The sequence below is a fragment of the Pseudomonas sp. MF6396 genome, assembly GCF_002018915.1.
In the GTDB taxonomy this organism is placed as follows: Bacteria; Pseudomonadota; Gammaproteobacteria; order Pseudomonadales; family Pseudomonadaceae; genus Aquipseudomonas; species Aquipseudomonas palmensis.
This window is the reverse complement of the sequence record NZ_MVOK01000014.1, coordinates 44,393-70,887: the sequence shown is the minus strand read 5'-3', so window position 1 is coordinate 70,887 and position 26,495 is coordinate 44,393. Positions and strand designations below refer to the sequence as shown.

Sequence of the window (26,495 nt, the reverse complement as noted above, 5' to 3'; positions counted from 1 at the left end):
GCCAGGGCGTCGAGTCAGGATGTAGGGGTAAAACCGGGAAGATGCGAGCGCCGGCTGGCTCAGGCGTAGGTATCGATCAGCGTGCCGAGCATTTCGTCGGAGGCCTTGGCCACTTTGACACCCAGCTCGACCTGATGCTTGCCCAGGGCAAGTTCGACGGTGCTGGTGGCCAGGTCCATCTGCTGGCTGCGGTCGACCGAGCGCAGGCGTTCGGCCTGGTAGTCGCTGGACTGGCTGGTGGCAGCACGTTCGACAGTGGTGTTGGCGATCTGGCTGGCGGCCTGATCGACGCGGTTCTGGCCGCTCTGAATGGCGCCCAGGCCGGCATAGAATGCGGAACTGCCCGAGATTTCCATTTCAAACTCCCCAGGTGACGGAAGGCACAGATGACATCAATGGCCCCTATTGAAGCAGACAACCCGGCAAAAGGCCCGTCAAAAACACTAATGGCACAGTGCCCTTCAATAGACTCAGCCTAGTCGAGCAAATCCAGCTGCAGGTATGCGGCCACCGCCTCGGCGCTGGCCACCTTGAGTTTTGGCACCCGGCCCAGGCAGGGGGCTGGCAGGCGTTCGGCAAGCGAAGCCAGGTTCTCCTCCAGGCGCGAGGTGCGCGGCTCGATGATGTTCGCCACCCAGCCGGCCAGTTGCAGGCCATCGCGGGCAATCGCCTCGGCACTGAGCAGCGCATGGTTGATGCAACCCAGGCGCACGCCTACCACCAGGATCACCGGCAGCTTGAGCGCAATCGCCAGGTCCGACAGATTGGCCTGATCGGACAACGGCACCCGCCAGCCACCCGCCCCTTCGATCAGGGTGAAATCGGCGTTGTGCGCCAGCAACGTGCGCATCGGCGCCAGCAACGCCTGCACGCTCAGCGCAACACCCGCCTCGCGGGCCGCCAGGTGCGGGGCGATGGCGGGCTCGAAGGCAAAAGGGTTGAGCTGCGCATAGGGCAGCGTGAGGCTGCTTTGCGCGATCAGGGCCAGTGCATCGGCGTTGCGCAGGCCCTTGGGGGTCACCTCGCAGCCCGACGCTACCGGCTTGGCCCCAAGGGTACTCAGGCCGGCCAGACGTGCCGCATGCAGCAGGCCGGCGGCAATGGTGGTCTTGCCCACATCGGTATCGGTGCCGGCGATGAAATAGGCAGCATGCATCTCAATCCCCCTGGTGCTGCGGCTTGTGCAGTACCGCATAGACTACCTGATAGGTGGCGGGCAGTCCCTGCGGCTGGCGAAAGCGCTCGTAGGCCTGCAGCAGGCCCTGCATGCGTGCCCTGCCGGTCAGGCCGGCGGGGCGACCGGGGTTGAGGTTGTGTGCGCCCAGCGCCTTGAGCTCGTGGGTCAGGCTGCGCACATCGGGGTAATGCAGTACATGGGGCCGGGCCTCCAGCCCGAGCACCTGCAGCCCGCTGTCGGCACACAGACGCTGGTAGTCCGCCAGAGGGCGGAAGCGATTGACGTGCACCAGCCCGTCCACCGCCTGCCAGCTTTCACGCAGCTCGAACAGCGTGCCCACGCACAGGCTGGCGAACGCCAGCACGCCCCCAGGCTGCAGAACCCGCTGCGCTTCACGCAGTACCGCAGCCAAGTCGGCGCACCACTGCACCGCCAGGCTGGAGAAGATCAGCCCGGCGCTGCCATCACGCAACGGCAGACGCTCGGCATCGCCCGCCACATGGTAATGCGCGCCCCCCAGCTCACGGGCATGCAGCAGCATGCCTTCGGCGATATCCACCGCCACACCCAGCCCTTGTGGATAACGTTGCTGCAAGTGCCGGCTGAAATGCCCGGTGCCACTGCCCAGATCGATCCAGCAACGCGGTTGCAAATCGGCGGGCAGCTGCGCCAGCAGATGAGCGCCCACCGCCCGCTGCAACGCGGCGACACTGTCGTAGCTGGCCGCAGCACGGGAAAACGAGGCCGCCACCTGGCGCTTGTCGGGCAAGGCGCCGGGCAGCCTGGGCAGGGAAAGATCAGTCATCGCCACTCTCGTGCAGGAAGGTCTTGATAAAGGTCGCCAACGCCTGGGCGTGCTCCAGCAGGAAGGCGTGGGCGCTGTCCTCGACAATGCCCACCTCGACGTCCTGCAGCAACTCGAACAGCGCCTTGGCCGCCTCGACCGGCACCAGCGCGTCGCTGCCTGCGAACAGGTGCAACTGCGGGCCGCCGAAGTTGCTCAGCGCAGCCCGGGTATCGAGTTGCCGCAATACCTCCAGGCCCGTGGCCAGGTACAGCGGGTCGGTTGCCGGCACCCCCACCTCCAGCAACCGCGCCAGGCTGCGCGGCGCCTGGGCGCCCTGGCTGCACAGCGACTTGAAGCGCTTGAGCGTCACTTGCGTATGGCTACGGCAACCGTCGAGAAAGGTATTGAAGGTGTCGGTCGGCATGCCATGGGGCCAGTCCGCACGGGCCACGAAGCTGGCGTTGCTGCCCAGCGTCACCAGCCCGCAGCAGTGATCGCCGCGTCGCGCCGCCAGCGCGGCGGCGAGCATGCCGCCCAGCGACCAGCCTCCCAGCCAGGTGTCGGTAGGCAACGTGCGGTCCAGGTGATCCAGCCATACAGGCACGTCACTGCCATCCAGCTCCGGCAGAGGCATCAGCTCCACGTGCAGCTTGGCATCCAGGGCGCGCAAGCTCGCGGCCAGCGGCTCCAGTGCAGCGGTACCCAGGCCCCAGCCCGGCAACAGAATCAGTCGATCACGCATCAGCAGGCTCCAGCAGCGAATGACACTCGGCCAATGCATTCAACAATAGCTGTACCTGCGCGGCGCTGTGGGCGGCGGTCAGGGTCACGCGCAGCCGGGCACTGCCGGCCGGCACCGTCGGTGGACGGATCGCCGCGACCATCAGCCCGCGTTCGCGCAACATCGCCGACAGCCGCATGGCCCTTGCGGCATCGCCGATCAGAATCGGCTGGATCGGCGTGAAACTGTCCATCAGGTGCAGGCCGATCTGCTCGGCGCCCTGACGGAACTGGCGGATCAGCGCCGCCAGGTGCTCGCGGCGCCAGTGCTCGTCACGCAGCAGTTGCAGGCTCCTGAGCGTGGCGCAGGCCAGGGCCGGTGGCTGGCTGGTGGTATAGATGTACGGGCGGGCGAACTGGATCAGGCACTCGATCAGTTCCTCACTGCCGGCGACGAACGCACCGGCGGTACCGAAGGCCTTGCCCAGGGTGCCGACCAGCACCGGTACCTGCCCCATGTCCAGGCCGAAATGCTCCACCACGCCACCGCCGTGGCGGCCCAGGGTGCCGAAGCCATGGGCATCGTCGACCATCAGCCAGGCGCCCCTGGCCTGCGCCTGGGCAGCCAGTGCCGGCAGGTCGGCGATGTCGCCGTCCATGCTGAACACGCCATCGGTGACCACCAGCGCATTGCCGGTGGCCTTGTCCAGGCGCTTGCCGAGGCTGTCGGCATCGTTGTGCAGGTAGCGGCTGAAGCGCGCACCACTGAGCAACCCGCCATCCAGCAGCGAAGCATGGTTGAGGCGATCCTGCAGCACGCTGTCGCCCTGCCCCACCAGCGCGGTCAACGCACCCAGGTTGGCCAGGTAGCCGGTGGTGAACAGCAGCGCGCGCGGGCGACCGGTAAACTCGGCCAGGGCCAGTTCCAGTTCATGGTGCGGCGAGCTGTGGCCGATCACCAGGTGCGACGCCCCGCCGCCCACGCCCCAGCGCTCAGCGCCGGCACGCCAGGCGTCGATCACCTCGGGGTGGTTGGCCAGGCCCAGGTAGTCGTTGCTGCAAAACGCCAGCAACGGCGTGCCGTCCACCATCACCTGCGGCCCCTGCGGGCTCTGCAGCAGGGGGCGCTGGCGATACAGCGCCGCAGCGCGCCGTTGTCCCAGGCGCGCACTCAGATCAAAGCTCATGGCGACCTCAGGCGGAGGCGGCGTCGTAGAACAGCTCGCTGCTCTTCTGCTCGATCAGCGCCTGCTCGATGGCCGCCTGATGCACCTCGTCGGCGTGCTCTTCGCGCGCTTCGGGCTGGATGCCCAGGCGCGCGAACAGTTGCATGTCCTTGTCGGCCTGCGGGTTGGCGGTGGTCAGCAGCTTCTCGCCGTAGAAGATCGAGTTGGCCCCGGCGAAGAAGGCCAGTGCCTGCATCTGTTCGTTCATCGCCTCGCGCCCGGCCGACAGGCGCACATGGGACTGCGGCATGAGGATACGCGCCACTGCCAGCATGCGGATGAAGTCGAACGGGTCGACGTCTTCGGCATTCTCGAGCGGCGTGCCCGCCACCTTCACCAGCATGTTGATCGGTACCGATTCGGGGTGCTCCGGGAGGTTGGCCAGCTGGATCAGCAGCCCGGCGCGGTCGTCCAGCGATTCGCCCATGCCCAGGATCCCCCCCGAACAGATCTTCATCCCGGCATCGCGCACATAAGCCAGGGTCTGCAGGCGCTCGCCGTAGGTGCGGGTGGTGATGATGCTGCCGTAGAACTCCGGCGAGGTGTCCAGGTTGTGGTTGTAGTAGTCCAGGCCGGCCTGGGCCAGGGCCACGGTCTGCTCCTGGTCGAGCTTGCCCAGGGTCATGCAGGTTTCCAGGCCCAGGGCCTTGACCCCTTTGACCATCTGCAGCACGTAGGGCATGTCCTTGGCCGACGGGTGCTTCCACGCCGCGCCCATGCAGAAGCGCGTGGAGCCGATGGCCTTGGCCCGGGCGGCCTCCTCCAGCACCTTCTGCACCTCCATCAGCTTCTGTTTTTCCAGGCCGGTGTTGTAGTGACCGGACTGCGGACAATATTTGCAATCTTCCGGGCAGGCGCCGGTCTTGATCGACAGCAGGGTCGAGACCTGAACGCGGTTGGCGTCGAAATGCGCGCGGTGAACGGTCTGCGCCTGAAACAGCAGGTCGTTGAACGGTAGCTGGAACAGTGCTTTGACTTCGGCCAGGGACCAGTCGTGACGAAGCGTTGCAGTTGTGCTGGCGCTCATGGGTGTTTCCTTGTTTAGGCTTGTACTGGCGCCGGGACAGGAAAGCCCGCCAGCGCATCACGGATAGCTCGCATAGTTAAGGAAGCGCCATGCACTGTCAACCACGCCTTAAACAACTGGTTTACAACTGGCTAAATATCAACCAAACGTGTTTGCTGTGCGATGAACCTGCCCAGCAGTCACACCCCATTTGCGTGGCCTGCGAGGCCGAACTGCCCTGGCTGGAAGAATGCTGTCGAACCTGCGCGCTGCCCTTGCCGATGCGGGGCCTGACCTGCGGCCAGTGCAGCCGCCGCCCACCCGCCTTCACCCGGGTCGAGGCGCCCTGGCACTACGGCTTCCCCGTGGATGCACTGATAACCCGCTTCAAGCACCAGCGCCAGTGGCCGCTGGGCCGATTGCTGGCGCAACTGCTGGGCAACTGGCTTGCCTACCGCTTTGCCGAAGACCTGCCGCGGCCCGGCCTGCTGTTGCCGGTACCGCTGGCGCGCCGGCGCCTGCGCGAACGCGGCTTCAACCAGGCTGCGATGCTTGCCCAGTGGTTGGCCGGGCAGTTGGAGATCGCCTGCGAGCCACGTCTGCTCCAACGCCCGCAAGAAACGGCGGCCCAGCAGGGGCTGACGGCCAAGGCGCGCAAGCGCAACCTGCGCCACGCCTTTGCCCTGGCCGATTCGGCGGCGATCAGGGGGCAGCATGTGGCGATCGTCGACGATGTGCTCACCACCGGCGCCACTGCGCAGGCATTGGCCAGCCTGTTGCGGGCGGCGGGTGCCACGCGGGTGGACGTATACTGCCTGGCACGCACGCCCAAGCCCGGCGGCGCTTGACTTGCGCCGGGGCGGCGGGCACTTTCTGGGCCATCCCTGCCCCGACTGCGTGCCCACCCATGTCCCTGCCTGCCCTGTTGACCCAACATATCGTCCGTCGCCCGCAACGCATCGCCCTGCTTGCCCACATCGCCGAGCAGGGGTCGATCACCCGGGCGGCCAAGAGCGCCGGCATCAGCTACAAGGCCGCGTGGGATGCCATCGACGAGCTCAACAACCTGGCCGCCAGCCCGCTGGTGGAACGCAGCGTGGGCGGGCGCGGCGGCGGTGGGGCGAAACTGTCGCTGGAGGGGCAGCGGGTGTTGCGCCTGTACCAGAAGCTGCAACTGTTGCAGGCGCAGGTGCTGGAAGCGGCCGAAGACTCCGACGATCTCGACCTGCTCGGGCGCCTGATGCTGCGCACCAGTGCGCGCAATCAGTTGCATGGGCGGGTCAGCGCCATTCGCGCGCAGGGCCGCATCGACACCGTGGAGCTGACCCTGGCCGGGGGGCTGCGCATCGAGGCACAGATCACCCATGACAGCACCTTGCGTCTGGAGCTGGAACCGGGCACGCCGGTGGTGGCGCTGATCAAGGCCGGCTGGCTGGAGGTGGCGATGCCCGGGCCGGCGCAGGTCAACCAGTTGAGCGCCGTGGTACAGGAACTGATCGATGACCCGCAAGGGACTACCGAGGTGCGCCTGAGCCTGAGCAACGGCCAGACGCTGTGCGCATTTGCCGAGCCGCAGTGGCTGCTGGACAACCGGGTGGCGGTAGGCAGTGAAGTGGCAGTGCGGTTCTCGCCGGCGTATGTGCTGCTGGGTACGCCGCTCTAGATTATTGGGGCTGCAGCACAGCCCATCGCGGGTCAAGCCCGCTCCCACAGGTTCAGCGATTTCCTTGTGGGAGCGGGCTTGACCCGCGATGGGGCATGCAGCGTCCCCGGGGTGCTGTACCATGGCTCTCATACGCCCGGCCACCCGTCGCGCTGCAGGAGTTCCCATGTCACACCCCTTCGATACCCTTACCCCCGACCTGGTCCTGGACGCTGTCGAAAGCATCGGCTTTCTCAGCGACGCTCGTGTTCTGGCACTCAACAGCTACGAGAACCGTGTCTACCAGGTGGGCATCGAAGACGCCGAACCGCTGATCGCCAAATTCTATCGCCCCGGCCGCTGGAACAACGCGGCGATTCTCGAGGAGCACGCCTTCACCGCCGAACTGGCCGACTGCGAAGTCCCCGTGGTCGCCCCGCTGGTGCACAACGGCCAGAGCCTGTTCGAGCATGCAGGCTTTCGCTTCACACTGTTCCCGCGCCGTGGCGGCCGCGCACCGGAGCCGGGCAACCTCGACCAGCTGTACCGCCTCGGCCAGTTGCTCGGTCGCCTGCACGCGGTCGGCGCCACGCGCCCGTTCGAACACCGTGAAGCGCTGGGCGTGACCAACTTCGGTCACGCCTCCCTCGCCACCCTGCTCGAAGGCAACTTCGTGCCGCGCAGCCTGCTGCCGGCCTACGAGTCGGTGGCCCGCGACCTGCTCAGGCGCGTGGAGGACGCCTACGCCCGCACCCCGTACAAGAGCATCCGCCTGCACGGCGACTGCCACCCCGGCAACATGATGTGCCGCGACGAGGTGTTCCACATCGTCGACCTGGACGACTGCCGCATGGGCCCCGCCGTGCAGGACCTGTGGATGATGCTCGCCGGCGATCGTCACGAGCGCCTGGGCCAGCTGGCCGAACTGATGGATGGCTACAACGAGTTCCATGATTTCGACCCCCGCGAACTGGCCCTGATCGAACCGCTGCGCGCCCTGCGCCAGTTGCACTACAGCGCCTGGCTGGCGCGCCGCTGGGACGACCCGGCGTTCCCGCGCAGCTTCCCGTGGTTTGGCAGCGAACGCTACTGGGGCGACCAGGTCCTGGCCCTGCGTGAGCAGACCGCCGCACTGGCCGAAGAGCCGCTGAAATTGTTCTAGAACCTGCTGCCAGTCTGTCTACAATAGCCGGGTTTTAGATAGCTGCCTAAGCAAGGAATCAGCATGCAAGCCGCCAACCCGCGCCGCGGGTACATACTGGGCCTGACCGCCTACATCATCTGGGGCTTGTTCCCCATCTATTTCAAAGCCCTGCAGAACGTGCCCGCCGTGGAAATCATCGTGCATCGGGTGCTGTGGTCGGCCCTGTTCGGCTCGATCCTGCTGCTGTTCTGGAAGCACCCGGGCTGGTGGCGCGAACTGCGCGACAACCCGCGACGCCTGGCAATCCTGGCCCTGAGCGGATCGCTGATCGCGGGCAACTGGCTGACCTATGTGTGGTCGGTGAACAACGGGCGCATGCTCGAGGCGAGCCTGGGTTACTACATCAACCCGCTGGTCAACGTGCTGCTGGGCATGTTGCTGCTGGGCGAGCGTCTGCGCCGCCTGCAGTGGGTGGCGGTAGGCCTGGCGGCAGTGGGGGTGGCGCAGCAGGTGTGGCAGGTGGGCAGCCTGCCATGGGTGTCGCTGGTACTGGCGCTGAGCTTCGGCTTCTACGGGCTGATCCGCAAGCAGGCGCCGGTGGCGGCGTTGCCGGGGCTGGTGGTGGAAACCTGGATGCTGGTACCGCTGGCGATCGGCTGGCTGCTGCTCAACCCCATGGCCCACAGCGCCCAGGCCAGCTTCTACAGCACCAGCGACGCGCTGTGGCTGGCCGCCGCCGGGCCCGTCACGCTGATACCGCTGGTGTGCTTCAACGCCGCCGCGCGGCATCTGCCCTACACCACCCTGGGCTTTCTGCAGTACCTGGCGCCGACCCTGGTGCTGCTGCAGGCGGTGCTGCTGTTCGACGAACATCTGTCGAGCAGCACCCTGGTGGCGTTCATGTTCATCTGGGCCGGCCTGGCACTGTACAGCGTGGATGCCTGGCTGAGCATTCGCCGGCGCACCTGAGCGCTACGCCACCCCCTACGCCGACTCTTCGGGGCGCAGCTTGAGCTCCACCATCAGGTCGTCGGCCAGGGCCTCCAGGCGCTTTTGCAGGTCATCCAGCGACAGCGTCAGCGGCAGGGCCAGCAGCGCATCGGCGTGAAACAGCGGCTCGCTGCTCATCGGCGCGGGCCGCACGTCGGTACTGAAGCGCTCCAGGTTCACCCCCTGTTCGGCCAGCAGCCGGGTGATGTCGCGCACGATGCCGGGGCGATCGTTGCCCACCAGCTCCATCGCGATCGGCTTCCAGGTGCACGACGGCTCGATGCCGCTTTCGGCGATCAGCACGCGAATCCCGTGCTTGCCCAGCGCCTGCAACGCCTCCACCAGTTCGTCATAGGATTCGGCCGGTACCGCGACGCGCAGGATGCCGGCGAATTGCCCTGCCATGCGCGACATGCGACTCTCCAGCCAGTTGCCGTTATGCTCGGCGATGCATTCGGCCACCCGCTCCACCTGGCCGGCGCGGTCAGGGGCAATCACGGTCAAGACAAGATGATCCACGCGCCAGTCCTCTCTCCAGCCCACGAATACCGGGGGCGCCGATCAAGTATAGGCAAGGCGCGGCAACCTGCCGCAGCGGGCTCGAACAACAAATCGTGTACTGTTTTTAGATTTATCTGGAACAATTCACTCGATTTTTGAGAACATGCCCGCTCCCAGAACGACGTTTTGCGACCAAATGGTCGCAAAACGGCGTATTTAGTCTGATTTTCCCAAGCGCAGCGCTTCATGTAGTATGCCGCGACGCGCACTACAAAAATGTTGAAACAAGAGCTGAATAGCTGAGCAGAGTGAGGCAAGCAATGACTGAACACGTTCAAGTCGGTGGCCTTCAGGTCGCCAAAGTCCTGTTCGACTTCGTGAACAACGAAGCCATTCCCGGAACCGGCGTCAACGCCGAGCAGTTCTGGATCGGGGCAGAGAAGATCATCAACGACCTCGCTCCAAAGAACAAAGCCCTGCTGGCCAAGCGTGACACCCTGCAGGCGCAGATCGACGCCTGGCACCAGGCGCGCAAGGGCCAGGCCCACGATGCTCCGGCTTACAAGGCCTTCCTCCAGGAGATCGGCTACCTGCTGCCAGAAGCGGCGGACTTCCAGGCCTCCACCCAGAATGTCGATGACGAGATCGCTCGCATGGCCGGCCCGCAGCTGGTAGTGCCGGTGATGAACGCACGCTTCGCCCTCAACGCCTCCAACGCCCGCTGGGGCTCGCTGTACGACGCGCTGTACGGCACCGACGCCATCAGCGAAGCCGGTGGCGCCGAGAAGGGCAAGGGCTACAACAAGGTACGCGGCGACAAGGTCATCGCCTTCGCCCGCGCCTTCCTCGACGAGTCTGCGCCACTGGCGGCCGGCTCCCACGTCGATGCCACCCGCTACAGCATTGCCGATGGCAAGCTGGTGGTCACCCTCAAGGGTGGCAGCAACAGCGGCCTGCGCGACGACGCGCAACTGGTCGGCTACCAGGGCGATGCCACGGCCCCTGTCGCCGTGCTGCTGAAAAACAACGGCCTGCACTTCGAGATCCAGATCGATGCCAGCACCCCGGTCGGCCAGACCGACGCCGCCGGAGTCAAGGACGTGCTGATGGAAGCCGCCCTGACCACCATCATGGACTGCGAAGACTCCGTGGCCGCGGTGGATGCCGACGACAAGGTGGTGATCTACCGCAACTGGCTGGGCCTGATGAAGGGCGACCTGGCCGAAAGCGTGAGCAAGGCCGGCCAGACCTTCACCCGCACCATGAACCCGGACCGCGAGTACACCGCGCCCAATGGCGGCTCGCTGAGCCTGCATGGCCGTTCGCTGCTGTTCGTGCGCAACGTCGGTCACCTGATGACCATCGACGCGATCCTCGACAAGGATGGCAACGAAGTGCCCGAAGGCATCCTCGATGCGCTGGTCACCAACCTGGCTGCGGTGCACAACCTCAACGGCAACACCACCCGCAAGAACAGCCGTACCGGCTCGGTGTACATCGTCAAGCCGAAGATGCACGGCCCTGAAGAAGCCGCCTTCACCAACGAGCTGTTCGGTCGCGTCGAAGACGTGCTGGGCCTCAAGCGCAACACCCTGAAGGTCGGCATCATGGACGAGGAGCGCCGTACCACGGTCAACCTCAAGGCTTGCATCCAGGCCGCCAGCGAGCGCGTGGTGTTCATCAACACCGGCTTCCTCGACCGTACCGGCGACGAGATCCACACCTCCATGGAAGCGGGCGCCGTGGTGCGCAAGGGCGCCATGAAAACCCAGAAGTGGATCGGTGCCTACGAGAACAACAACGTCGACGTGGGCCTTGCCACCGGCCTGCAGGGCCGCGCGCAGATCGGCAAGGGCATGTGGGCCATGCCTGATCTGATGGCCGACATGCTCGAGCAGAAGATCGCCCACCCACTGGCCGGTGCCAACACCGCCTGGGTGCCGTCGCCGACCGCCGCCGCGCTGCACGCGCTGCACTACCACAAGGTCGACGTGTTCGCCCGCCAGGCGGAACTTGCCAAGCGTGCGCCGGCCTCGGTCGACGATATCCTGACCATTCCGCTGGCCACCGACACCAACTGGTCGGACGAAGAGATCCGCAACGAACTGGACAACAATGCCCAGGGCATTCTGGGCTATGTAGTGCGCTGGATCGACCAGGGCGTGGGTTGCTCGAAAGTGCCGGACATCAACGATGTGGGCCTGATGGAAGACCGCGCCACCCTGCGGATTTCCGCGCAGTTGCTGGCCAACTGGCTGCGTCACGGCATCATCAGCGAGGCGCAGGTGATCGAAGGCCTCAAGCGCATGGCGCCGGTGGTCGACAAGCAGAACGCCAACGACCCGCTGTACCGCCCGATGGCACCGGACTTCGACAGCAACATCGCCTTCCAGGCGGCGGTCGAGCTGGTGATCGAGGGTGCGAAGCAGCCGAACGGTTATACCGAGCCGGTACTGCATCGCCGTCGTCGCGAGTTCAAGGCGCGCAACGGGCTGTAAGCTCGTTACAGCGCTGCCTTACGCACCCCTTCGCTGGCAAGCCAGCGAAGGGGTTCAGCCGATGCCCAGCTCATGCCTCACCAGCTTCACCAGCTTTTCCAGCTTCTCCTGGTCGAGCGGCTTGAGCAGAAAGTCGACCACGCTCAGGTGCATTGCCGCAATCGCGTCCTGCACCTTGGCATCGCCCGACACGATGATGATCGGCAACGCGGCCTGGTCCGACTCACGAATCTGCTCGATGAACTCGATGCCCCCCACCGGCTGCATGCGCAGGTCGGTAATCAGCAGCCCGATTCTGGGTTCGCGCTTGAGGTAGTCGAACGCCACCGTGGTGTTTTCTGCGGCAAGGCAACGAATGCCATGGGCCTTCAAGTAACTCGCCAGCGCTTCGCGCGACCCTTTGTCGTCTTCGACGATCAGCACCTTGGGCAGCGCGGTCCCGCGCGCAGTCACGCTCGCCAGCGCCTTGCGCTCGGCTTCGCTCAGTATGTCGTCGGCTTCGGGCATGGCTGTTCCATCGTAAAAATATCCGTTGAATCAAGTTCAGACCGCAAACGCATGTGCCGCAACCCGCCTTTCGTCGGATAATTGACGCTTACCCACTTTAGACAAACGTCCAATGGGCACTGCGCACCCCGCGGCCGACCATGCAGCACGATAAAAACAAATGCTCGGCCCTCGGCGCCGACGCACAGATGCGGTAAAGCTCATGAGCAAGATGGACGCCTTCGACCAGGCCGGCAAAACCGCAGTACTGCAGAATATTCACGGCACCATGCAGTTCCTGCAACGCTTTCCTCCCTTCAACCAGATGGAAAACGCCCACCTGGCGTACCTGGTGGAACAATGCCAGCTGCGCTTCTACGCCAGCGGTGAGAGCATCATCAAGCCTGCCGACGGACCCGTCGAGCACTTCTACATCGTCAAGCAGGGACGCGTGGTGGGCGAGCGCAACCATGCCGCCACCGGCACCGAGACCACCTTCGAGATCACCGGAGGCGAGTGCTTCCCGCTGGCCGCCCTGCTGGGCGAGCGCGCCACCCGTACCGAACACCTGGCCGCCGAAGACACCTTCTGCCTGCAACTGAACAAGGCGGCGTTCATCCGCCTGTTCGCACTCTCAGAAGTGTTTCGGGATTTTGCCCTGCGGGGTGTCAGCAGCCTGCTCGACCAGGTCAACCAGCAGGTCCAGCGCCGCGCAGTTGAAACCCTCGGCAACCAGTATTCGCTCAATACCCGCCTGGGTGAGCTGGCCATGCGTCATCCGGTCACCTGCGCCCCAGATACGCCCGTACGCGAGGCCGTACGCCTGATGCACGAGCAGCAGGTGGGCAGCATCGTGATCGTCGACGAGCAGCGCGCACCGGTCGGCATCTTCACCCTGCGCGACCTGCGCCAGGTGGTGGCCGATGCCAGTGCCGACTTCGCCGCGCCGATCGCCGCGCACATGACCGCCGCGCCTTTCTACCTCAGCCCCCAGGCCAGCGCCTTCGACGCCGCCATCGCGATGACCGAGCGCCATATCGCCCATGTGTGCCTGGTGCAGGACCAACGCCTGTGCGGGGTGGTCTCCGAGCGCGACCTGTTCTCGCTGCAGCGGGTCGACCTGGTACACCTGGCGCGCACCATCCGTCACGCCGCGCGGGTCGAGAACCTGGTGTCGCTGCGCGGCGAGATCGGCCAGCTGGTCGAGCGCATGCTCGCCCATGGCGCATCGTCCACCCAGATCACCCACATCATCACCCTGCTCAACGACCACACCGTGTGCCGGGTGATCGAACTGGCGATCCAGGACAAGGGCGACCCCGGCGTGCCGTTCAGCTGGCTGTGCTTCGGCAGCGAAGGCCGCCGCGAACAGACCCTGCACACCGACCAGGACAACGGCATCCTGTTCGAGGCACGCGACGCGGCCCAGGCTGCCGAGATCCGCGCCCGCCTGCTGCCGCTGGCGCAGCACATCAACCAGGGCCTGGCGCAGTGCGGCTTCACCCTGTGCAAGGGCAACATCATGGCCGGCAACCCCGAGCTGTGTCTGTCGAGGGCCGAGTGGGCACGGCGCTTTGCCGCGTTCATCCGCGAAGCCACCCCCGAGAACCTGCTGGCCTCGAGCATCTATTTCGACCTGCGCGTGGTGTGGGGTGACGAACAGGCGTGCGAACAACTGCGCCAGGGCATCCTCGACCAGGTCGCCGACAACCGCCTGTTCCAGCGCATGATGGCCGCCAACGCCCTGCGTCAGCGCCCGCCCGTGGGGCGCTTTCGCGAGTTCGTGCTGACCCGCAGCGGCAACGATAAGGCCGCCACCCTCGACCTCAAGGTGCAGGGCCTCACGCCCTTCGTCGACGGCGCGCGCCTGCTGGCGCTGGCCAATGGCGTGCACGCCAACAACACCCTGGAGCGCCTGCGCCAGCTGGTAGGCAAGGAAGTGATCGACCCGCTCGATGGCGGCGCCTATGAAGAGGCCTACCACTTCATCCAGCAGACCCGCATGCAGCAGCACCAGTTGCAGACCCGCCAGAACCTGCCCTACTCCAACCGCGTCGACCCCGACAGCCTCAACGACCTGGACCGGCGCATCCTGCGCGAATCGCTGCGCCAGGCCCAGCGTCTGCAAAGCAGCCTGGCCCTGCGCTACCAACTATGAGCGACCTGTCATGAGCCTGTTCGCCTGGCTGCGCCCCAGCCAACCCGCACTGGACGCCGCCCAGCAGCAGCGTCTGGCCCAACTGCCCGGCCCAGCCCCGCTGCAGGACCACACCCTGCGCGCCCAGCGCTGGGTGGTGCTGGACCTGGAAACCACCGGCCTGAACCTGAACCGCGACCAGGTGCTGTCGATTGGCGCGGTGGTGATCGAGGACGGCGCCATCGACTTCAGCCAGCAGTTCGAGCGCACCCTGCACCGGCATGACCACAAGCCGGGCCCCAGCGTGCTGATCCATGGCCTGGGGCCCAGTGCGATTGCCGCCGGCTGCGTGCCGGCCGATGCACTGCTCGACCTCATGGCGTTCATCGGCGACAGCCCGCTGCTGGCGTTCCACGCCGGCTTCGACCAGCGCATGCTCAGCCGCGCCCTGAAGGACAGCCTGGGCTACCGCCTGCAGCACCCGTTCATCGACGTGGCCGAGCTGGCCCCGCTGCTCAACCCCGACGTGGTGTTGCGCGACGCCGGGCTCGACGACTGGACCGCACACTTCGGCCTGCAGGCCGGTGAACGCCACCACGCCAGCGCCGATGCACAGGTCACTGCCGAACTGGCACTGATCCTGTTCAGCCAGGCGCGACGCCAGCACATCGACAGCCCGCTGCTGCTGGAGCATCGCCTGCAAGGCTGGCGCCGGCGACGGCAACACAGCCACGGCTTCTGACCAGCCCCCGGATACGTCATCCGATGAGCGTTAATTGCACAGTGCCAGCGGCTCTGACACAATCGCGAATAATTCTCGTTAGTTAACGCATCTATTCCGGGGAACACCTTGTCGTCAGTGCAAAGCCCACACGGTGAGCTGGTTGGTGCGCTGTACCGTGACCATCGCGGCTGGCTGCTGGGCTGGCTGCGGCGCAACGTCGCCTGTGCCGAGCGCGCCGAAGACCTGAGCCAGGACACCTTCGTGCGCCTGCTCGGGCGCGAGCAACTGCCCGCACCACGCGAGCCGCGGGCGTTCCTGGCCGCGGTGGCGCGCGGCCTGCTGTTCGACCACTTTCGCCGGGCGGCACTGGAGCAGGCATACCTCGCCGAACTGATGCTGATCCCCGAAGCCGAGCAGCCCTCACCGGAAGAACAGCACCTGATCCTCGAAGACCTCAAGGCCATCGACCGCCTGCTGGGCAAGCTGTCGAGCAAGGCGCGCGCCGCGTTCCTGTACAACCGCCTCGACGGCATGGGCCATGCCGAGATCGCCGAGCGCCTGGGCGTGTCGGTGTCGCGGGTGCGCCAGTACCTGGCCCAGGGCATGCGCCAGTGCTATGTGGCGCTGTACGGCGAGCCGACATGAACGGCTTCAGTAGCAGGCCGGTATCGGCCAAGGTGCTCGATGCCGCCATCGCATGGCAGCTGTGCCTGGATGCGGGCAGCGCCGAGGAGCGTGCCGATTTCGAGCGCTGGCACGCGGCAGACGAAGAACATGCGCGGGCCTGGATGCAGCTGGGCATGCTCAACCAGCGCTTCGCCGCGGCGGCCGGCCCGGCGCGCAAGGCCCTGGGCGAAACCCGGGCCGGCCTGCGCCAGCGCGTGCGCAAGCTGGGCAGCGGGCTGGCCAGCATCGTGCTGGTGGGCGGCCTGCTCGGCTGGCTGAGTACCCACCAGAGCCTGGACTACTGGCTGGCCGACCAGCGCACGGCCACCGGCGAGCAGCGCAGCCTGCGTCTGGAGGACGGCACCCTGCTCAGCCTCAACACCCATTCGGCGGTGGATGTTCGCTTCGATGGCCAGCAGCGCCTGATCGTGCTGCGCGAAGGCGAGATTTCCATCGAGACCGGGCACAAGGATGACCGTCCGTTCATCGTCGCCACGGCCGACGGGCGCCTGCGCGCACTGGGCACACGCTTCCTGGTGCGCCTGGAAGACCAGGGCACGCGCCTGAGCGTGTTGCAGTCGGCGGTGGCAGCCAAGCCGCAGGACAGCGGCGACGAGCAGATCGTGCGCGAAGGCCAGCAGGTGATGATGAGTCACGACCAGCTGGGCAGCATCGATCCGCTGGCCCTGGGCGCCGACGCCTGGACCCACGGCATGCTGGTGGTCGACAACGTGCGCCTGGATGCGCTGGTGCAGGAGCTGGGGCGTTACCGCAGCGGCTACCTGGGGGTGTCGCCGGAGGTGGCCGGGTTGCGCATTACCGGCAGCTTCCCGCTGCACGACACCGACCTTGCGCTGCAGTCGCTGCTGCCGACCTTGCCGGTGCAGGTGCAAAAGCGCACGCCATGGTGGGTGACGATCGTGGCCAAGGGCGAGACCCCGTAAAACGCCTTCGCCTGCAACGCCCTCCTGCAGGAGCGGTCGTTGCCGGCGAAGGCCTCAACATTATTTTTTACCCACCCCCTGACACTTTTCCCTTTTCACTCGGCATGGAAGCTAGTTAGCACTATTGCGCCGAGGAACCGCTGCATGTCCCGTCCCCTTGAAAAGCTGTTGCGTCATTGCCTGCTGACCCTGGCCCTGACCAGCACCGCCGCCATCGCCGCCGAATCGAGCGCCGCGCGCAGCTACAGCCTGCCCGCCGGGCCGTTGTCGACCACCCTCAACCTGATCGCCAGCCAGGCCGGCATTGCCCTGACCCTGGACCCGAGCCTGGCCAGCGGACGCACCTCGGCGCCGGTCAGCGGCCAGTACGACGGCCTCGGCGCCCTGCAGGCCGCCCTGCGCGGCACCGGCCTGCAACTGCAGCAGAGCAGCGCCGGCACCTACAGCCTGATCGCCGCCCCCGAAGGCAGCCTGGCCCTGCCGGAAACCAGCATCAACGCCGCCGGCGACTACGAGAGCGCCTGGGGCCCGGCCACCGGCTACGTCGCCACCCGCACCGCCGCCGGCACCAAGACCGACACTCCGATCGTCGAGGCGCCACGCTCGATGTCGGTGATCACCCGCGAACAGCTCGACCAGCGCCAGGTGCTCAACCTCAACGACGCGCTGCGTTACACCGCGGGCGTGCAAAGCAGCGGCTATGGCTCGGACTCGCGCGCCGACTGGCTGCGCGTGCGCGGCTTCGACCCCACCCAGTTTCTCGACGGCCTGCCGCTGCCCAAGGGTTCGTTCGCCAACCCCAAGGTCGAACCCTGGAACCTGGAACGCATCACCGTACTGCGCGGCCCGGCCTCTTCGGTGTATGGCCAGACCCCGCCCGGCGGCATGCTCGACATGCTCAGCCGACGCCCGCAGGCCGAAAGCGCGCACCAGATCGAAGCCCAGGTCGGCAGCAACGAACACCGGCAGATCAACTTCGACAGCACCGGCAAGATCGACGACGCCGGCCAGTTTCTGTACCGCGTCAGCGGCGTGGTACGCGACAGCAACGCACCGGTCGACCATATTCCCGACAAGCGCTACAACCTCGCCCCCAGCCTGACCTGGAACGTCGACGACGACACCAGCCTGACCTTCATCTCGCAGTTCACCCGCGACGATACCGGCATCACCGGGCAGTTCCTGCCCTTGCAGGGCACCCGGCTGGCCTCGCCTGCCGGGGCGAAGATTTCCCATCACAAGAACCTCGGTGAGCCGGGCTGGGACTTCTACGACCGCACCTACTACGCCCTGGGCTACGCCTTCGAGCACCGCCTCGACGACGTATGGCAGCTGCGCCAGAACCTGCGCTACACCAAGAGCGACCTGTCGTTTCGCGCGGTCAACGTGGCCACCTTCAATACCGTCGAACCCGACGGCACGGTCAACCGCGAGGCCGGGATCGTCAACGAAGACATCAGCCAGTTCGCTGTCGACAACAACCTGCAGGCCAACTTCAGCACCGGCGCGCTGGAGCACACCCTGCTGCTGGGCCTGGACCATCAGCGCTCCAACACCAACTACCAGTGGCTGTATGGCGGCTCGTACAACTACGACGCCAACGGCAACATCAGCGGCATCAACGTGCCGCCAATCAGCGTGATCCGGCCGGTGTATGGCGCCGACATGTCCAACGTGAACTATTTCGCGCTGCAGGACTACGGCCAGCAAACCCGCCAGACCGGCGTCTACGTGCAGGACCAGATCGCCCTGGACAACTGGCGCCTGACCCTGGGCGGGCGTGAGGACTGGATTCACACCGGCACCACCTTCCACAACAAGGGCGACGCCACCAGCACCCAGCGCGACAAGGCCTTCACCGGCAACGTGGGCCTGAGCTACGTGTTCGACAACGGCCTCACCCCGTACCTGTCCTACACCGAGTCGTTCCAGCCGACCACCGGCGCCAACGTTGATGCAGCACAGTCGTTCAAGCCCACCGAAGGCCGCCAGTACGAAGTGGGCGTCAAGTTCCAGCCGGTGGGCAGCAACACCCTGCTGACCGCAGCCGCCTACGACCTGCGCCAGAGCAACGTGAAGGTCACCGAAGGCAGCATCTCTCGCAGTGTCGGTGAATTGCAGGTGCGCGGCATCGAGCTGGAAGCCACCAGCGCCATCACCGACAACCTCAAACTGGTCGGCTCCTACACCTACACCGATACCGAGATCCGCAAGGGCGTGCCTGGCGAAGTCGGCAACCGCATGGCGCTGATCCCGCGCAACCAGGCCACCCTGTGGGCCGACTACACCTGGCACGCCGGCCCGCTGGACGGCTTCGGCATGGGCGCCGGGGTTCGCTATGTCGGCGATACCTACGGCAACACCGCCAACACCGAGGTGGCGCATGTAGGCTCCTACACCGTGTACGACGCTGCCGTGCACTACGACCTGGGTCGCCTGGACAGCAGCATGAAGGGGCTGAGCGTGGCGGTGGAAGCCAAGAACCTGTTCAACAAGGACTACCTGGCCAACTGCGACGGGTTCTGGTGCTACTACGGCGACCAGCGCAACGTGGTCGCCAGCGTGAACTACACGTTCTAGGGCCAACGATGAAGAGCCAAACCATACGTCGCTGGTCGTGGGTGCATACCTGGAGCAGCCTGGTGTGCACGCTGTTTCTGCTGTTGCTGGCACTGACCGGGCTGCCGCTGATCTTCCACCACGAGATCGACCACCTGCTGGGCGATGCGCCCGAGCTCAAGGTAATGCCGGCCGACACACCCAGACTCGACCTGCAGGCCCTGGTGCTCAAGGCCCAGGCCCATCGCCCGGGCGAGGTGATGCAGTACTTCGGCTGGGACGAGGACGACAGCAACGGCGTGATCGCGATCATGGCCGCCACCGCCGGTACCGAGCCCAACTCGTCGCACACCTTCATGCTCGACGGGCGTACTGGCGAGGTGGTGGAGATGCCCTCGGCCAACGGCGGCTTCATGCTGACCATGCTGCGCCTGCATGTGGACATGTTCGCCGGCTTGCCGGGCAAGCTGCTGCTGGCCTTCATGGGCCTGCTGTTCGTGGTGGCGATCATCTCCGGGGGGGTGCTGTACGCGCCATTCATGCGCAGGCTGAAGTTCGCCACGGTACGCCACGACAAATCGCGGCGCCTGCGCTGGCTCGACCTGCACAACCTGATCGGCATCGTGACCCTGACCTGGGCGCTGGTGGTGGGCGTGACCGGGGTGATCAGCGCGCTGTCCGACCTGGTCATCGCCGCCTGGCGCAACGACAGCCTCAGCGCGATGATCGCACCGTACCGCGATGCACCGCCGCTGACCGCACTGGCCCCGGCCAGCCGTCTGCTGGACATTGCCGCCGAGGCGGCGCCGGGCATGCAGCCGGACTTCATCGCCTTCCCCGGCACGCGCTTTTCCAGCGAGCACCACTATGCGGTGTTCATGAAGGGCAGCACCCACCTGACCGCTCACCTGCTGACCCCGGTACTGATCGATGCCAGCACCTTGCAGGTGACGGCGATTGGCGAGCGGCCGTGGTACATGGACGCGATGGGCCTGTCGCAGCCGCTGCACTTTGGCGACTACGGCGGCCGGCCGATGCAGATTCTATGGGCGCTGCTGGATGTGCTGACGATCATCGTGCTCGGCAGCGGCGTGTATTTGTGGTGGGTACGCAGGCGACGTGATGAAGCGTGAATCGAGGTTCTGGAAGGTGTTCGGCATGCCGGGCCTGATTGCCCTGCTGGGCGCAGTGGGGCTGTTCGCGGCGCTGCTGGGGGATGGCCCGTGGGATGTGCTGGCGTGGGTGGGGCTGGCCCTGCCGGTGGGGTACAGCCTGCGAGGTTTTTGGCCGGCCGCGCGATAGTCTTGGTCGGCAAGGCCGGCGCCTGCAAGGTTTCACGTCGTCTGCAGGAGCCGGCCTTGTCGGCGAAGGCGCAGGTCAGTCAGCCAGTTTCGGCAGGCACTCATCCAGCCGCTGGTGCAACGCACTGTCCGCCGGCCAGTTGCGCAACAACCGCGCCCGGTCACGGGCGAAGGCCTTGGCGAAACTGAGCTGGGTGGCGTGCTGGCACATCGCATCAAGGTCGATCAGCGACCATTGACCGTCCTGCCAGAACAGGTTGTGGCCCTTAAGGTCGCCGTGGCTGATGCGTTCGCCCATCAGCTGCTGCAACAGGGTCTGCAGCGCTTGCAGTTGCTCCTCTGGCACCTCGGCGCTGTCGACGTAGGGCGCAAAGCTCTCGATCAGGTCTGGCCCGTCGGCATACTCGGTCACCAGGTACGCACGGCTGCGCAGCCCCAGCACGCGCTGCTCCAGCACTGCCAGCGGCCTGGGCGTGGCGATGCCGAGGAACTCCAGGCGATGCCCTTCGATCCACGAATGCCAGGCCCGGCTGGGGCGCCAGAAGCGCTTGAACCAGTGGGCGGTGTTCTTGATGTTGTAGCGCTTGAGCACCAGGCTGCGACCGCCCGCCTCGACCCGTGCCACGCTCGCCGCGCCGCCAGTCTTGTACAGGTGGCCCTGGTCGATCAGCGCGTCGGCCTGCTCCAGCACCGGCAGCATGGCCGCCACCTCCGATCGACGGATCGCGCGCAGGCCCGAGGCCCCGCGCTGCACGCTGAACAGCGTGCACTCGCGACCGGCCTTGTCCAGGTAGTCCTTCAGACGCCAGCTGCGCACCTTGTCGATCTGCTTCTGCAAGGCTTCCAGCGGCAGCGCATGCTCGCCGTTGACCAGCACGTAGTGCACCAGCAGTTCCTCGACGAAGGGCTCCAGGCGCTTGGGCAACTGCGCAAAGAACACCCCCAGGTTCTGCAGCACCTGCTGACGCGACAGCGGCTGGCCCGGGGTTTCGGCCTTCACCCCCGCGCCATCGATCAGGTACAGCTCCCCGCCATGGCGCAGCAGGTTGTCCAGGTGCAGGTCGGCCTGCCACAGGCCCTTGGCATGCATCTGCGCCACGGCGCGCAGGGCTTCGCCCAGCACTTCCTGCTGGGCATCGGCAAGCACCGGCAGGCCCTCGACCGCCGCCCAGGCATCCGCCAGGCTGTGGGCGTGCTCAAGAAATTCGAACAGCAGCCAGCCGCCCTCGCCTTCACGCAGGCCGTCGGCCAGCAGCAACGGCGTGGTCAGCCCCTGGCTGGCCAGCAGGCGCGCACCGTCCAGTTCGCGCTGAAAGTGGCGGGCGGCGCTGCTGCCCACCAGCAGCTTGGCCAGCACCGGCTTGCCACGCCAGATCCCGGCACCGACATACCGCTGCCCCGGCAGCACCCGCAGCAGGCTGAGCAGTTGCAGCTCGGCCGGCCCGGCGGCGTCGGCCAGGGCAATGCTCAATGGCAGTTGCGGGCTGCGCCCGGCGTCCTTGAGTTCAGACAAACGCATCAGCGGGCCTCTTTTTCACGACGGCGATGCAGCAGGCGCTGCAGCCAGGTATCCACCAGCGTACTGTCGGCCGGTTGCTCCAGGTAGGCGGCCAGCATCAGCCGTACATCGCTCTCGCTCCATGCGCCAGCACGACGCAGCAGCGGCTCCAGGTCCTTGAGGCGATCACGCTGGCCCAGCAGCAGCGGCCGGGTTTTCTCCAGGTCGATCAACTGCGCCTGCCAGCCTTCGCTGCGCTCGCGCAAAAAGATGTGCTTGGGGTAGAAGCAGCCATGCACCTGCCCCGCCGCGTGCACCGTGCGGGCCAGTTCGCCACAGGCGCGCAGGATGCCCTGGCGCTGCTCCAGGGCCAGTTGCGGCCACTGCCCGAGCAGGTGGTCAAGATCGCTCCAGTCATCCAGCGCACGGGTCATCAGGATCGCGCGGCGCTCGCCGTCGACCCGGCGCTCGGCGTAGAACACCGCCTGCAAGGCCGGGATCTGCAGCTTCTGGTAGCGCTTGATGTTGCGAAACTCGCGGGCGAAGGTCGGCTCGCCGAAGGGGCTGTGCAGGGTGCGCGTGAGGTAGTCGCTCTGGCGCTTGAGGTAGAACCCTTTGCCCTCCAGCTCCAGGCGGTACACGCGGCTCCAGCCGCCGCGCCCGGTGTTGGGCTCGTCCACGGCGTCCAGCTGCAGCGCCCACAGCGCCTCGAAGCTGTTCAGGCCGTGGCGTTCAAGCAGTGCAGCTTCGGCACTGGCCAGGAAATCACTCATTCGCGCCCCTCGAAAAACGTCACGACGTGCCGCACGCGGCGCTTGTCCGACGCGTTCAGGCGATCGCGACGGCGATATTGCAGGTAGAACCGCAGGCGCTGGGTGGCCGACAGGTGATACTTGGCCACCTTGTCCAGGCAGGCGAGGTCCTTGGTGATGCGATAGCGCAGCATGAAGCCGACCCAGAACGCACCGGTCGGGCAGTCGATGAAGAACAGCATGCCCTTGTCATCGACCAGCAGGTTGCGCCACTTGAGGTCGTTGTGGGTGAAGTGATGGTCGTGCATCACCCGCGTGTGGCGGGCCAGCTGTCGGCTGACATGGTCGACCCAGCCGGCATCTGCCAGGCGCGGATCGTTGCGCTTGGCCAGCGCCGAGAGGTCCTCGGTGCGCGGCAGCTCGCGCGTGATCATGGCGCCCCGGTGGAAGGCGAAGCCGCGCCGTTCCAGGCCGCAGGCCACCACCTCGGCGGTGGGGATGTCCCACTTGGCGAACTGCTTGAGGTTCTGCCACTCGGCCTTGATCCGCGGGCGCCCCAGGTAGCGGCGCAGGCCCTTGCCGGCGCCGGTGTAGCGCTTGACGTAGTAGTTCACCCCGCCGCGCTCCACGCGAATCACTTCGCTGAGCGGGTCGTGGGTGAGGCGTTCGCCCTTGAGCGCGAACACCGCATCGATGCTGCCGAAATCCTGTGCCAGGGCCGAGTAGGCCGGCTCCAGTGTCCAACCCGCCATCAGAGCGCGTCCCCATACCGTTGTTTACGCTCGTAGAGCTTGTTTGCCTTGCCCTCCAGCCAGCGCAGCAAGGTGGCGTGCTCGGCCAGGATCTGGCGCAGCGGCTGCTGGAAGTAGCCGCGCAGAAAGCGCAGCTTGTCGCGTCGGGTCAGGCCGATGTCCAGCGCCGAGAAGTACAGCGCGGCCAGGTCCTTGTCGCGCCAGCGTCGGGAAATGCTGGCGCGGGTCTGGGCCCGGTGCAGGTCGATCACCGACAGCCTGAAGTCGTCCGGGGTTACCGGGCGGTCGGTGTGCAGCAGAAAGTGGCAGATGTAGCAGTCGCGGTGGTTGACCCCGGCGCGGTGCATCATGCCGGTCATGCGCGCCACCTCGGCGATCAGCGCGCGCTTGAGACGCGGCGCCGGCGGCGTCCTGACCCAGTCGAGGCTGAAGTCCTCGAGGCTGACGGTGGGCGCCAGCTCCTCGGTGACGATGAACGAATGCTGGGTCGCCGGGTTGCTGCCGCGTTCGCCGTAGGCCACCGCGGTCATGGTCGGCACCCCGACTTGGTGCAGGCGCTGGATGGCCTGCCATTCCTGGCCGGCACCGAGCACCGGCAGCTTGGCGGTGAACAGGTTCTTGAAGATCTCGCCCCAGCCGATGCCGCGGTGGATCTTGACGAAATAACCGTTGCCCTCGACCTCGGTGCGCAGCGTGCGCCGGCCTTCCAGCTCGCGGTACACCTCGCCTTGCAGGGCCTCGACGGCGTCGAAGGCATCGCGCCCGGCCCACAGGCGCTTGAAGGGTTCAGCCAGTATCAGTTTCATGCGCGCTCCTGCGCCAGGATCACGTCGGCCGCATGCTGCGGCATGCTGTACAGGTCGGCGGTGTCGGCGAATGCCAGGCCGTTGCGGCCCCAGTCGGCACGCGCCGCATCGTCTTCGAGCATACGTTGCAGGTAGCGGTTGAGTTGCTCCTGCTCGAACGGCTCGTCGAGCACCAGGCCGGCATCGGCCTCAGCGATGTAATGGGCATAGCCGCACACTGCCGAAACCAGTACCGGCAACCCGGCCACCACGGCTTCGAGCAGCACGGTGCCGGTGTTCTCGTTGTAGGCCGGGTGGATCAGTGCGTCGGCCCCGAGCAGAAAGCGCGGGATATCGCTGCGGCCCTTGTGGAACTGCACCTGCTCGGTCAGCCCCAGGGTCGCGCTCTGCAGCTGGAACACCTTGGGGTCGTCCTGGCCGATGACCATCAGCCGGGTGCGCTTGCGCAGGCTGTTGGGCAAGGCGGCCAGCGCCTTGAGGCTGCGGTCCACGCCCTTGGTCTTGAAGCCCGAGCCGATCTGCACCAGCAGGCGCTCGTCGTCCGCCAGGTTGAACTCGCGGCGAAACTCGGCGCGGATCTCGGCGGCATTGGCCGGCGCCCGGCGGTCCTGGCTGATGCCCGGGGGCAGCAGGTGGAAGCGCTCGGCGGGGGTGCCGTAGTGCTTGACGAACAGCGGCTGCTGGACCTCGGAGATCATCAGGATCTGGGTCTTGGCGTCCTTGCCGAACACCGCACGCTCGTACTCGGCAAAGTGGCGGTAGCGGCCCCAGCGGCGGTACAGCGAGTGGCGCAGGTTCTGCGCCTTGTCCTCGAAGCAGCCGTCGGCGGCGTAGTACACGTCCAGCCCCGGCATCTTGTTGAAGCCGATCAGGCGGTCGACCGGGCGCCTGGCCAGGTCGGCCTGCATCCAGTCGGTGAGCTTCTCGTTGCGCCGATGGTTGAACAGCGCCTTGACCGGCGCCACCAGCACTTCGAAGCCCTCGGGCACGTCGCCCTCCCAGATCAGGGCATACACCCGGATCTGGTGGCCACGGCGCTGGCACTCCAGGGCGATGCGCATGAAGTCACGCTGCAGGCCGCCGAAGGGGAAATACTTGTAGAGCACAAAGGCCAGTTGCATCAACGCACATCCTCTGCCCGCAGCAACGCGCTCAACTGGCTCGCCACACGCTCGGGGTTCAGGCGAGTGAAGCACAGCGGCCACTCGCGTTTGAGATCGAACCGGCGCCGGTCGTCGGCGCTCGGCTTGTAGGTGCACTTCTTCTGCAGGCACGGGGCGCAGGGGAAGTCACTGCCCAGGTGCACCTGGGCCTTGCCGTAGGCCCCGGTCAGGCCCGGGTTGGTAGGGCCGAACAGCGACAGGGTAGGCACATCGAGTGCCGCCGCCAGGTGCCCAAGGCCGGTGTCGACGGCCACGCAGGCCTTGGCGGCAGCCAGCACCCGGGCGACCCCGGCCAGGTTCAGCCTGGGCAGCACCTGGGCGTTCTTCAGGCCCTGGGCGATGCGCTCGGCGCGGGCCTTTTCGGCCGGGTTGCCCCATGGCAGGCAGATATGCAGGCCGGTACGCCCCAGGCGTTCGGCCAACTGGCGCCAGTACAGTTCGGGCCAGTGCTTGGTGTCCCAGGTGGTGCCATGCAGGAACACCACGTAGGGCTTGGTGGGTATCTCTTCCAGGCGCGAGCGATCCAGGCCGTAGTCACCCAGCCCCGAGGGCAGGTCGTAGCCCAGCGCCAGGGCGAACAGCTGGCGCACCCGCTCCACCGCATGCTGCCCGCGGGCCACCGACAGGCGCCGGTCGTAGAAGCGGCTGGCCAGCCCCTCGCGTGCCGAGTAGCGGTCCAGCCCGGCCACCGGCGCCTTGACGTAGCGGGTCAGCCAGGCGCTTTTCACCAGGCCCTGGGCGTCGATCACCAGGTCGTACTTGCGCTCGCGCAGGCGCTTCTTGAACTGGCGCCATTCGCCGTTCTTCAAGGTTTGCCAGAGGTTCTTGCGCCAGCGACGGATGGCCACCGGGATCACGTGATCGACCGCAGGGTGCCAGGTGGGGATTTCGGCGAAGCCTTCCTCGACCACCCAGTCGAAGCGGATGCCGGGAATGGCGTGCGCCGCGTCGGTCAGTGCCGGCAGCGCGTGGATGACATCCCCCAGCGAGGAGGTCTTGATCAGCAGTACCCGCAA

The 26,495-nt window shown here is 66.4% G+C and carries 26 protein-coding genes; 12 read left to right on the top strand and 14 right to left on the bottom strand.

Going from position 1 to position 26,495, the window contains the following annotated elements:
* Positions 1 to 59: 59 nt before the first annotated feature.
* The 6 genes from MF6396_RS15855 to bioB form a co-directional block, all read right to left on the bottom strand.
* Positions 60 to 356: a hypothetical protein gene (locus tag MF6396_RS15855; protein WP_043863683.1), complete on the bottom strand. Its 297-nt coding sequence runs from the start codon at positions 354 to 356 to the stop codon at positions 60 to 62.
* A 119-nt stretch (positions 357 to 475) separates the two neighbouring features.
* Positions 476 to 1,156 carry a dethiobiotin synthase gene (bioD, locus tag MF6396_RS15850; protein ID WP_078480863.1) on the bottom strand — a complete coding sequence of 227 codons (681 nt, stop codon included), beginning with the start codon at positions 1,154 to 1,156 and terminating at the stop codon, positions 476 to 478.
* Between the two features lies 1 nt (position 1,157).
* Entirely contained in the window at positions 1,158 to 1,982 is an 825-nt protein-coding gene (gene bioC / locus MF6396_RS15845) for a malonyl-ACP O-methyltransferase BioC (RefSeq protein WP_078480862.1), read from the bottom strand.
* The gene (locus MF6396_RS15840; protein WP_078480860.1) at positions 1,975 to 2,706 is read right to left on the bottom strand and encodes an alpha/beta fold hydrolase; all 732 of its coding nucleotides are present in this window, start codon (positions 2,704 to 2,706) and stop codon (positions 1,975 to 1,977) included. The genes bioC and MF6396_RS15840 overlap by 8 nt, the downstream gene beginning before the upstream one ends.
* Positions 2,699 to 3,871: an 8-amino-7-oxononanoate synthase gene (bioF, locus tag MF6396_RS15835; protein WP_078480859.1), complete on the bottom strand. Its 1,173-nt coding sequence runs from the start codon at positions 3,869 to 3,871 to the stop codon at positions 2,699 to 2,701. The genes MF6396_RS15840 and bioF overlap by 8 nt, the downstream gene beginning before the upstream one ends.
* 7 nt (positions 3,872 to 3,878) lie before the next feature.
* Complete coding sequence (bioB, locus tag MF6396_RS15830) at positions 3,879 to 4,937, bottom strand: biotin synthase BioB (protein WP_043863678.1); 1,059 nt, start codon at positions 4,935 to 4,937, stop codon at positions 3,879 to 3,881.
* 89 nt (positions 4,938 to 5,026) lie between these two features.
* Here bioB and MF6396_RS15825 point away from each other — a divergent pair, with 89 nt between their 5' ends.
* The 4 genes from MF6396_RS15825 to rarD all read left to right on the top strand — a co-directional run bounded on the left by MF6396_RS15825 (position 5,027) and on the right by rarD (position 8,671).
* Positions 5,027 to 5,764, top strand: coding sequence for a ComF family protein (locus MF6396_RS15825; protein WP_078480857.1), 738 nt, complete (start codon positions 5,027 to 5,029; stop codon positions 5,762 to 5,764).
* Between the two features lie 59 nt (positions 5,765 to 5,823).
* A complete protein-coding gene (locus tag MF6396_RS15820; RefSeq protein WP_043863676.1) occupies positions 5,824 to 6,579 on the top strand; it encodes a TOBE domain-containing protein in 756 nt (251 codons plus the stop codon).
* A gap of 166 nt (positions 6,580 to 6,745) precedes the next feature.
* A complete protein-coding gene (locus MF6396_RS15815) occupies positions 6,746 to 7,720 on the top strand; it encodes a serine/threonine protein kinase (protein WP_078480856.1) in 975 nt (324 codons plus the stop codon).
* A 63-nt stretch (positions 7,721 to 7,783) separates the two neighbouring features.
* Positions 7,784 to 8,671: an EamA family transporter RarD gene (gene rarD / locus MF6396_RS15810; RefSeq protein WP_054915981.1), complete on the top strand. Its 888-nt coding sequence runs from the start codon at positions 7,784 to 7,786 to the stop codon at positions 8,669 to 8,671.
* A gap of 15 nt (positions 8,672 to 8,686) precedes the next feature.
* Here the strand turns inward: rarD and MF6396_RS15805 are convergent, their stop codons facing one another.
* Complete coding sequence (locus tag MF6396_RS15805) at positions 8,687 to 9,211, bottom strand: glycine cleavage system protein R (protein WP_058541817.1); 525 nt, start codon at positions 9,209 to 9,211, stop codon at positions 8,687 to 8,689.
* A gap of 302 nt (positions 9,212 to 9,513) precedes the next feature.
* On the opposite strand from MF6396_RS15805, the gene MF6396_RS15800 reads away from it, so the two are divergent.
* The gene (locus tag MF6396_RS15800; protein WP_043863672.1) at positions 9,514 to 11,691 is read left to right on the top strand and encodes a malate synthase G; all 2,178 of its coding nucleotides are present in this window, start codon (positions 9,514 to 9,516) and stop codon (positions 11,689 to 11,691) included.
* A 54-nt stretch (positions 11,692 to 11,745) separates the two neighbouring features.
* On the opposite strand, the gene MF6396_RS15795 is transcribed toward MF6396_RS15800, so the two are convergent.
* Positions 11,746 to 12,198 carry a response regulator gene (locus tag MF6396_RS15795; protein ID WP_054915983.1) on the bottom strand — a complete coding sequence of 151 codons (453 nt, stop codon included), beginning with the start codon at positions 12,196 to 12,198 and terminating at the stop codon, positions 11,746 to 11,748.
* Positions 12,199 to 12,400: 202 nt separating this feature from the next.
* Between MF6396_RS15795 and MF6396_RS15790 the strand changes: the two genes are divergently transcribed.
* The 7 genes from MF6396_RS15790 (at position 12,401) to MF6396_RS15760 (ending at position 20,509) form a co-directional block, all read left to right on the top strand.
* Positions 12,401 to 14,335, top strand: coding sequence for a DUF294 nucleotidyltransferase-like domain-containing protein (locus tag MF6396_RS15790; RefSeq protein WP_043863670.1), 1,935 nt, complete (start codon positions 12,401 to 12,403; stop codon positions 14,333 to 14,335).
* Between the two features lie 10 nt (positions 14,336 to 14,345).
* The gene (locus tag MF6396_RS15785) at positions 14,346 to 15,056 is read left to right on the top strand and encodes a 3'-5' exonuclease (protein ID WP_043863669.1); all 711 of its coding nucleotides are present in this window, start codon (positions 14,346 to 14,348) and stop codon (positions 15,054 to 15,056) included.
* 108 nt (positions 15,057 to 15,164) lie between these two features.
* A complete protein-coding gene (locus tag MF6396_RS15780) occupies positions 15,165 to 15,683 on the top strand; it encodes an RNA polymerase sigma factor (protein ID WP_043863668.1) in 519 nt (172 codons plus the stop codon).
* Positions 15,680 to 16,648 carry a FecR domain-containing protein gene (locus tag MF6396_RS15775; protein WP_054915985.1) on the top strand — a complete coding sequence of 323 codons (969 nt, stop codon included), beginning with the start codon at positions 15,680 to 15,682 and terminating at the stop codon, positions 16,646 to 16,648. The genes MF6396_RS15780 and MF6396_RS15775 overlap by 4 nt, the downstream gene beginning before the upstream one ends.
* A gap of 144 nt (positions 16,649 to 16,792) precedes the next feature.
* On the top strand, positions 16,793 to 19,228 hold the full coding sequence (locus tag MF6396_RS15770; RefSeq protein WP_078480854.1) for a TonB-dependent siderophore receptor: 2,436 nt from the start codon (positions 16,793 to 16,795) through the stop codon (positions 19,226 to 19,228).
* An 8-nt stretch (positions 19,229 to 19,236) separates the two neighbouring features.
* On the top strand, positions 19,237 to 20,340 hold the full coding sequence (locus MF6396_RS15765) for a PepSY-associated TM helix domain-containing protein (RefSeq protein ID WP_078480853.1): 1,104 nt from the start codon (positions 19,237 to 19,239) through the stop codon (positions 20,338 to 20,340).
* Complete coding sequence (locus MF6396_RS15760) at positions 20,330 to 20,509, top strand: hypothetical protein (protein WP_043863664.1); 180 nt, start codon at positions 20,330 to 20,332, stop codon at positions 20,507 to 20,509. Before MF6396_RS15765 ends, MF6396_RS15760 begins: the two co-directional genes overlap by 11 nt.
* 75 nt (positions 20,510 to 20,584) lie before the next feature.
* On the opposite strand, the gene MF6396_RS15755 is transcribed toward MF6396_RS15760, so the two are convergent.
* The 6 genes from MF6396_RS15755 to waaC are packed head-to-tail and all read right to left on the bottom strand — an operon-like array spanning position 20,585 to position 26,495.
* Complete coding sequence (locus MF6396_RS15755; protein ID WP_043863663.1) at positions 20,585 to 22,027, bottom strand: lipopolysaccharide kinase InaA family protein; 1,443 nt, start codon at positions 22,025 to 22,027, stop codon at positions 20,585 to 20,587.
* A complete protein-coding gene (locus tag MF6396_RS15750; protein WP_054915989.1) occupies positions 22,027 to 22,779 on the bottom strand; it encodes a lipopolysaccharide kinase InaA family protein in 753 nt (250 codons plus the stop codon). Before MF6396_RS15750 ends, MF6396_RS15755 begins: the two co-directional genes overlap by 1 nt.
* The gene (locus tag MF6396_RS15745) at positions 22,776 to 23,510 is read right to left on the bottom strand and encodes a lipopolysaccharide kinase InaA family protein (protein ID WP_078480851.1); all 735 of its coding nucleotides are present in this window, start codon (positions 23,508 to 23,510) and stop codon (positions 22,776 to 22,778) included. Before MF6396_RS15745 ends, MF6396_RS15750 begins: the two co-directional genes overlap by 4 nt.
* Positions 23,510 to 24,316, bottom strand: coding sequence for a lipopolysaccharide core heptose(I) kinase RfaP (gene rfaP, locus MF6396_RS15740; RefSeq protein WP_043863660.1), 807 nt, complete (start codon positions 24,314 to 24,316; stop codon positions 23,510 to 23,512). The genes MF6396_RS15745 and rfaP overlap by 1 nt, the downstream gene beginning before the upstream one ends.
* Positions 24,313 to 25,437: a glycosyltransferase family 4 protein gene (locus MF6396_RS15735; RefSeq protein ID WP_078480849.1), complete on the bottom strand. Its 1,125-nt coding sequence runs from the start codon at positions 25,435 to 25,437 to the stop codon at positions 24,313 to 24,315. Before MF6396_RS15735 ends, rfaP begins: the two co-directional genes overlap by 4 nt.
* Positions 25,437 to 26,495: a lipopolysaccharide heptosyltransferase I gene (gene waaC / locus MF6396_RS15730; RefSeq protein ID WP_078480848.1), complete on the bottom strand. Its 1,059-nt coding sequence runs from the start codon at positions 26,493 to 26,495 to the stop codon at positions 25,437 to 25,439. Before waaC ends, MF6396_RS15735 begins: the two co-directional genes overlap by 1 nt.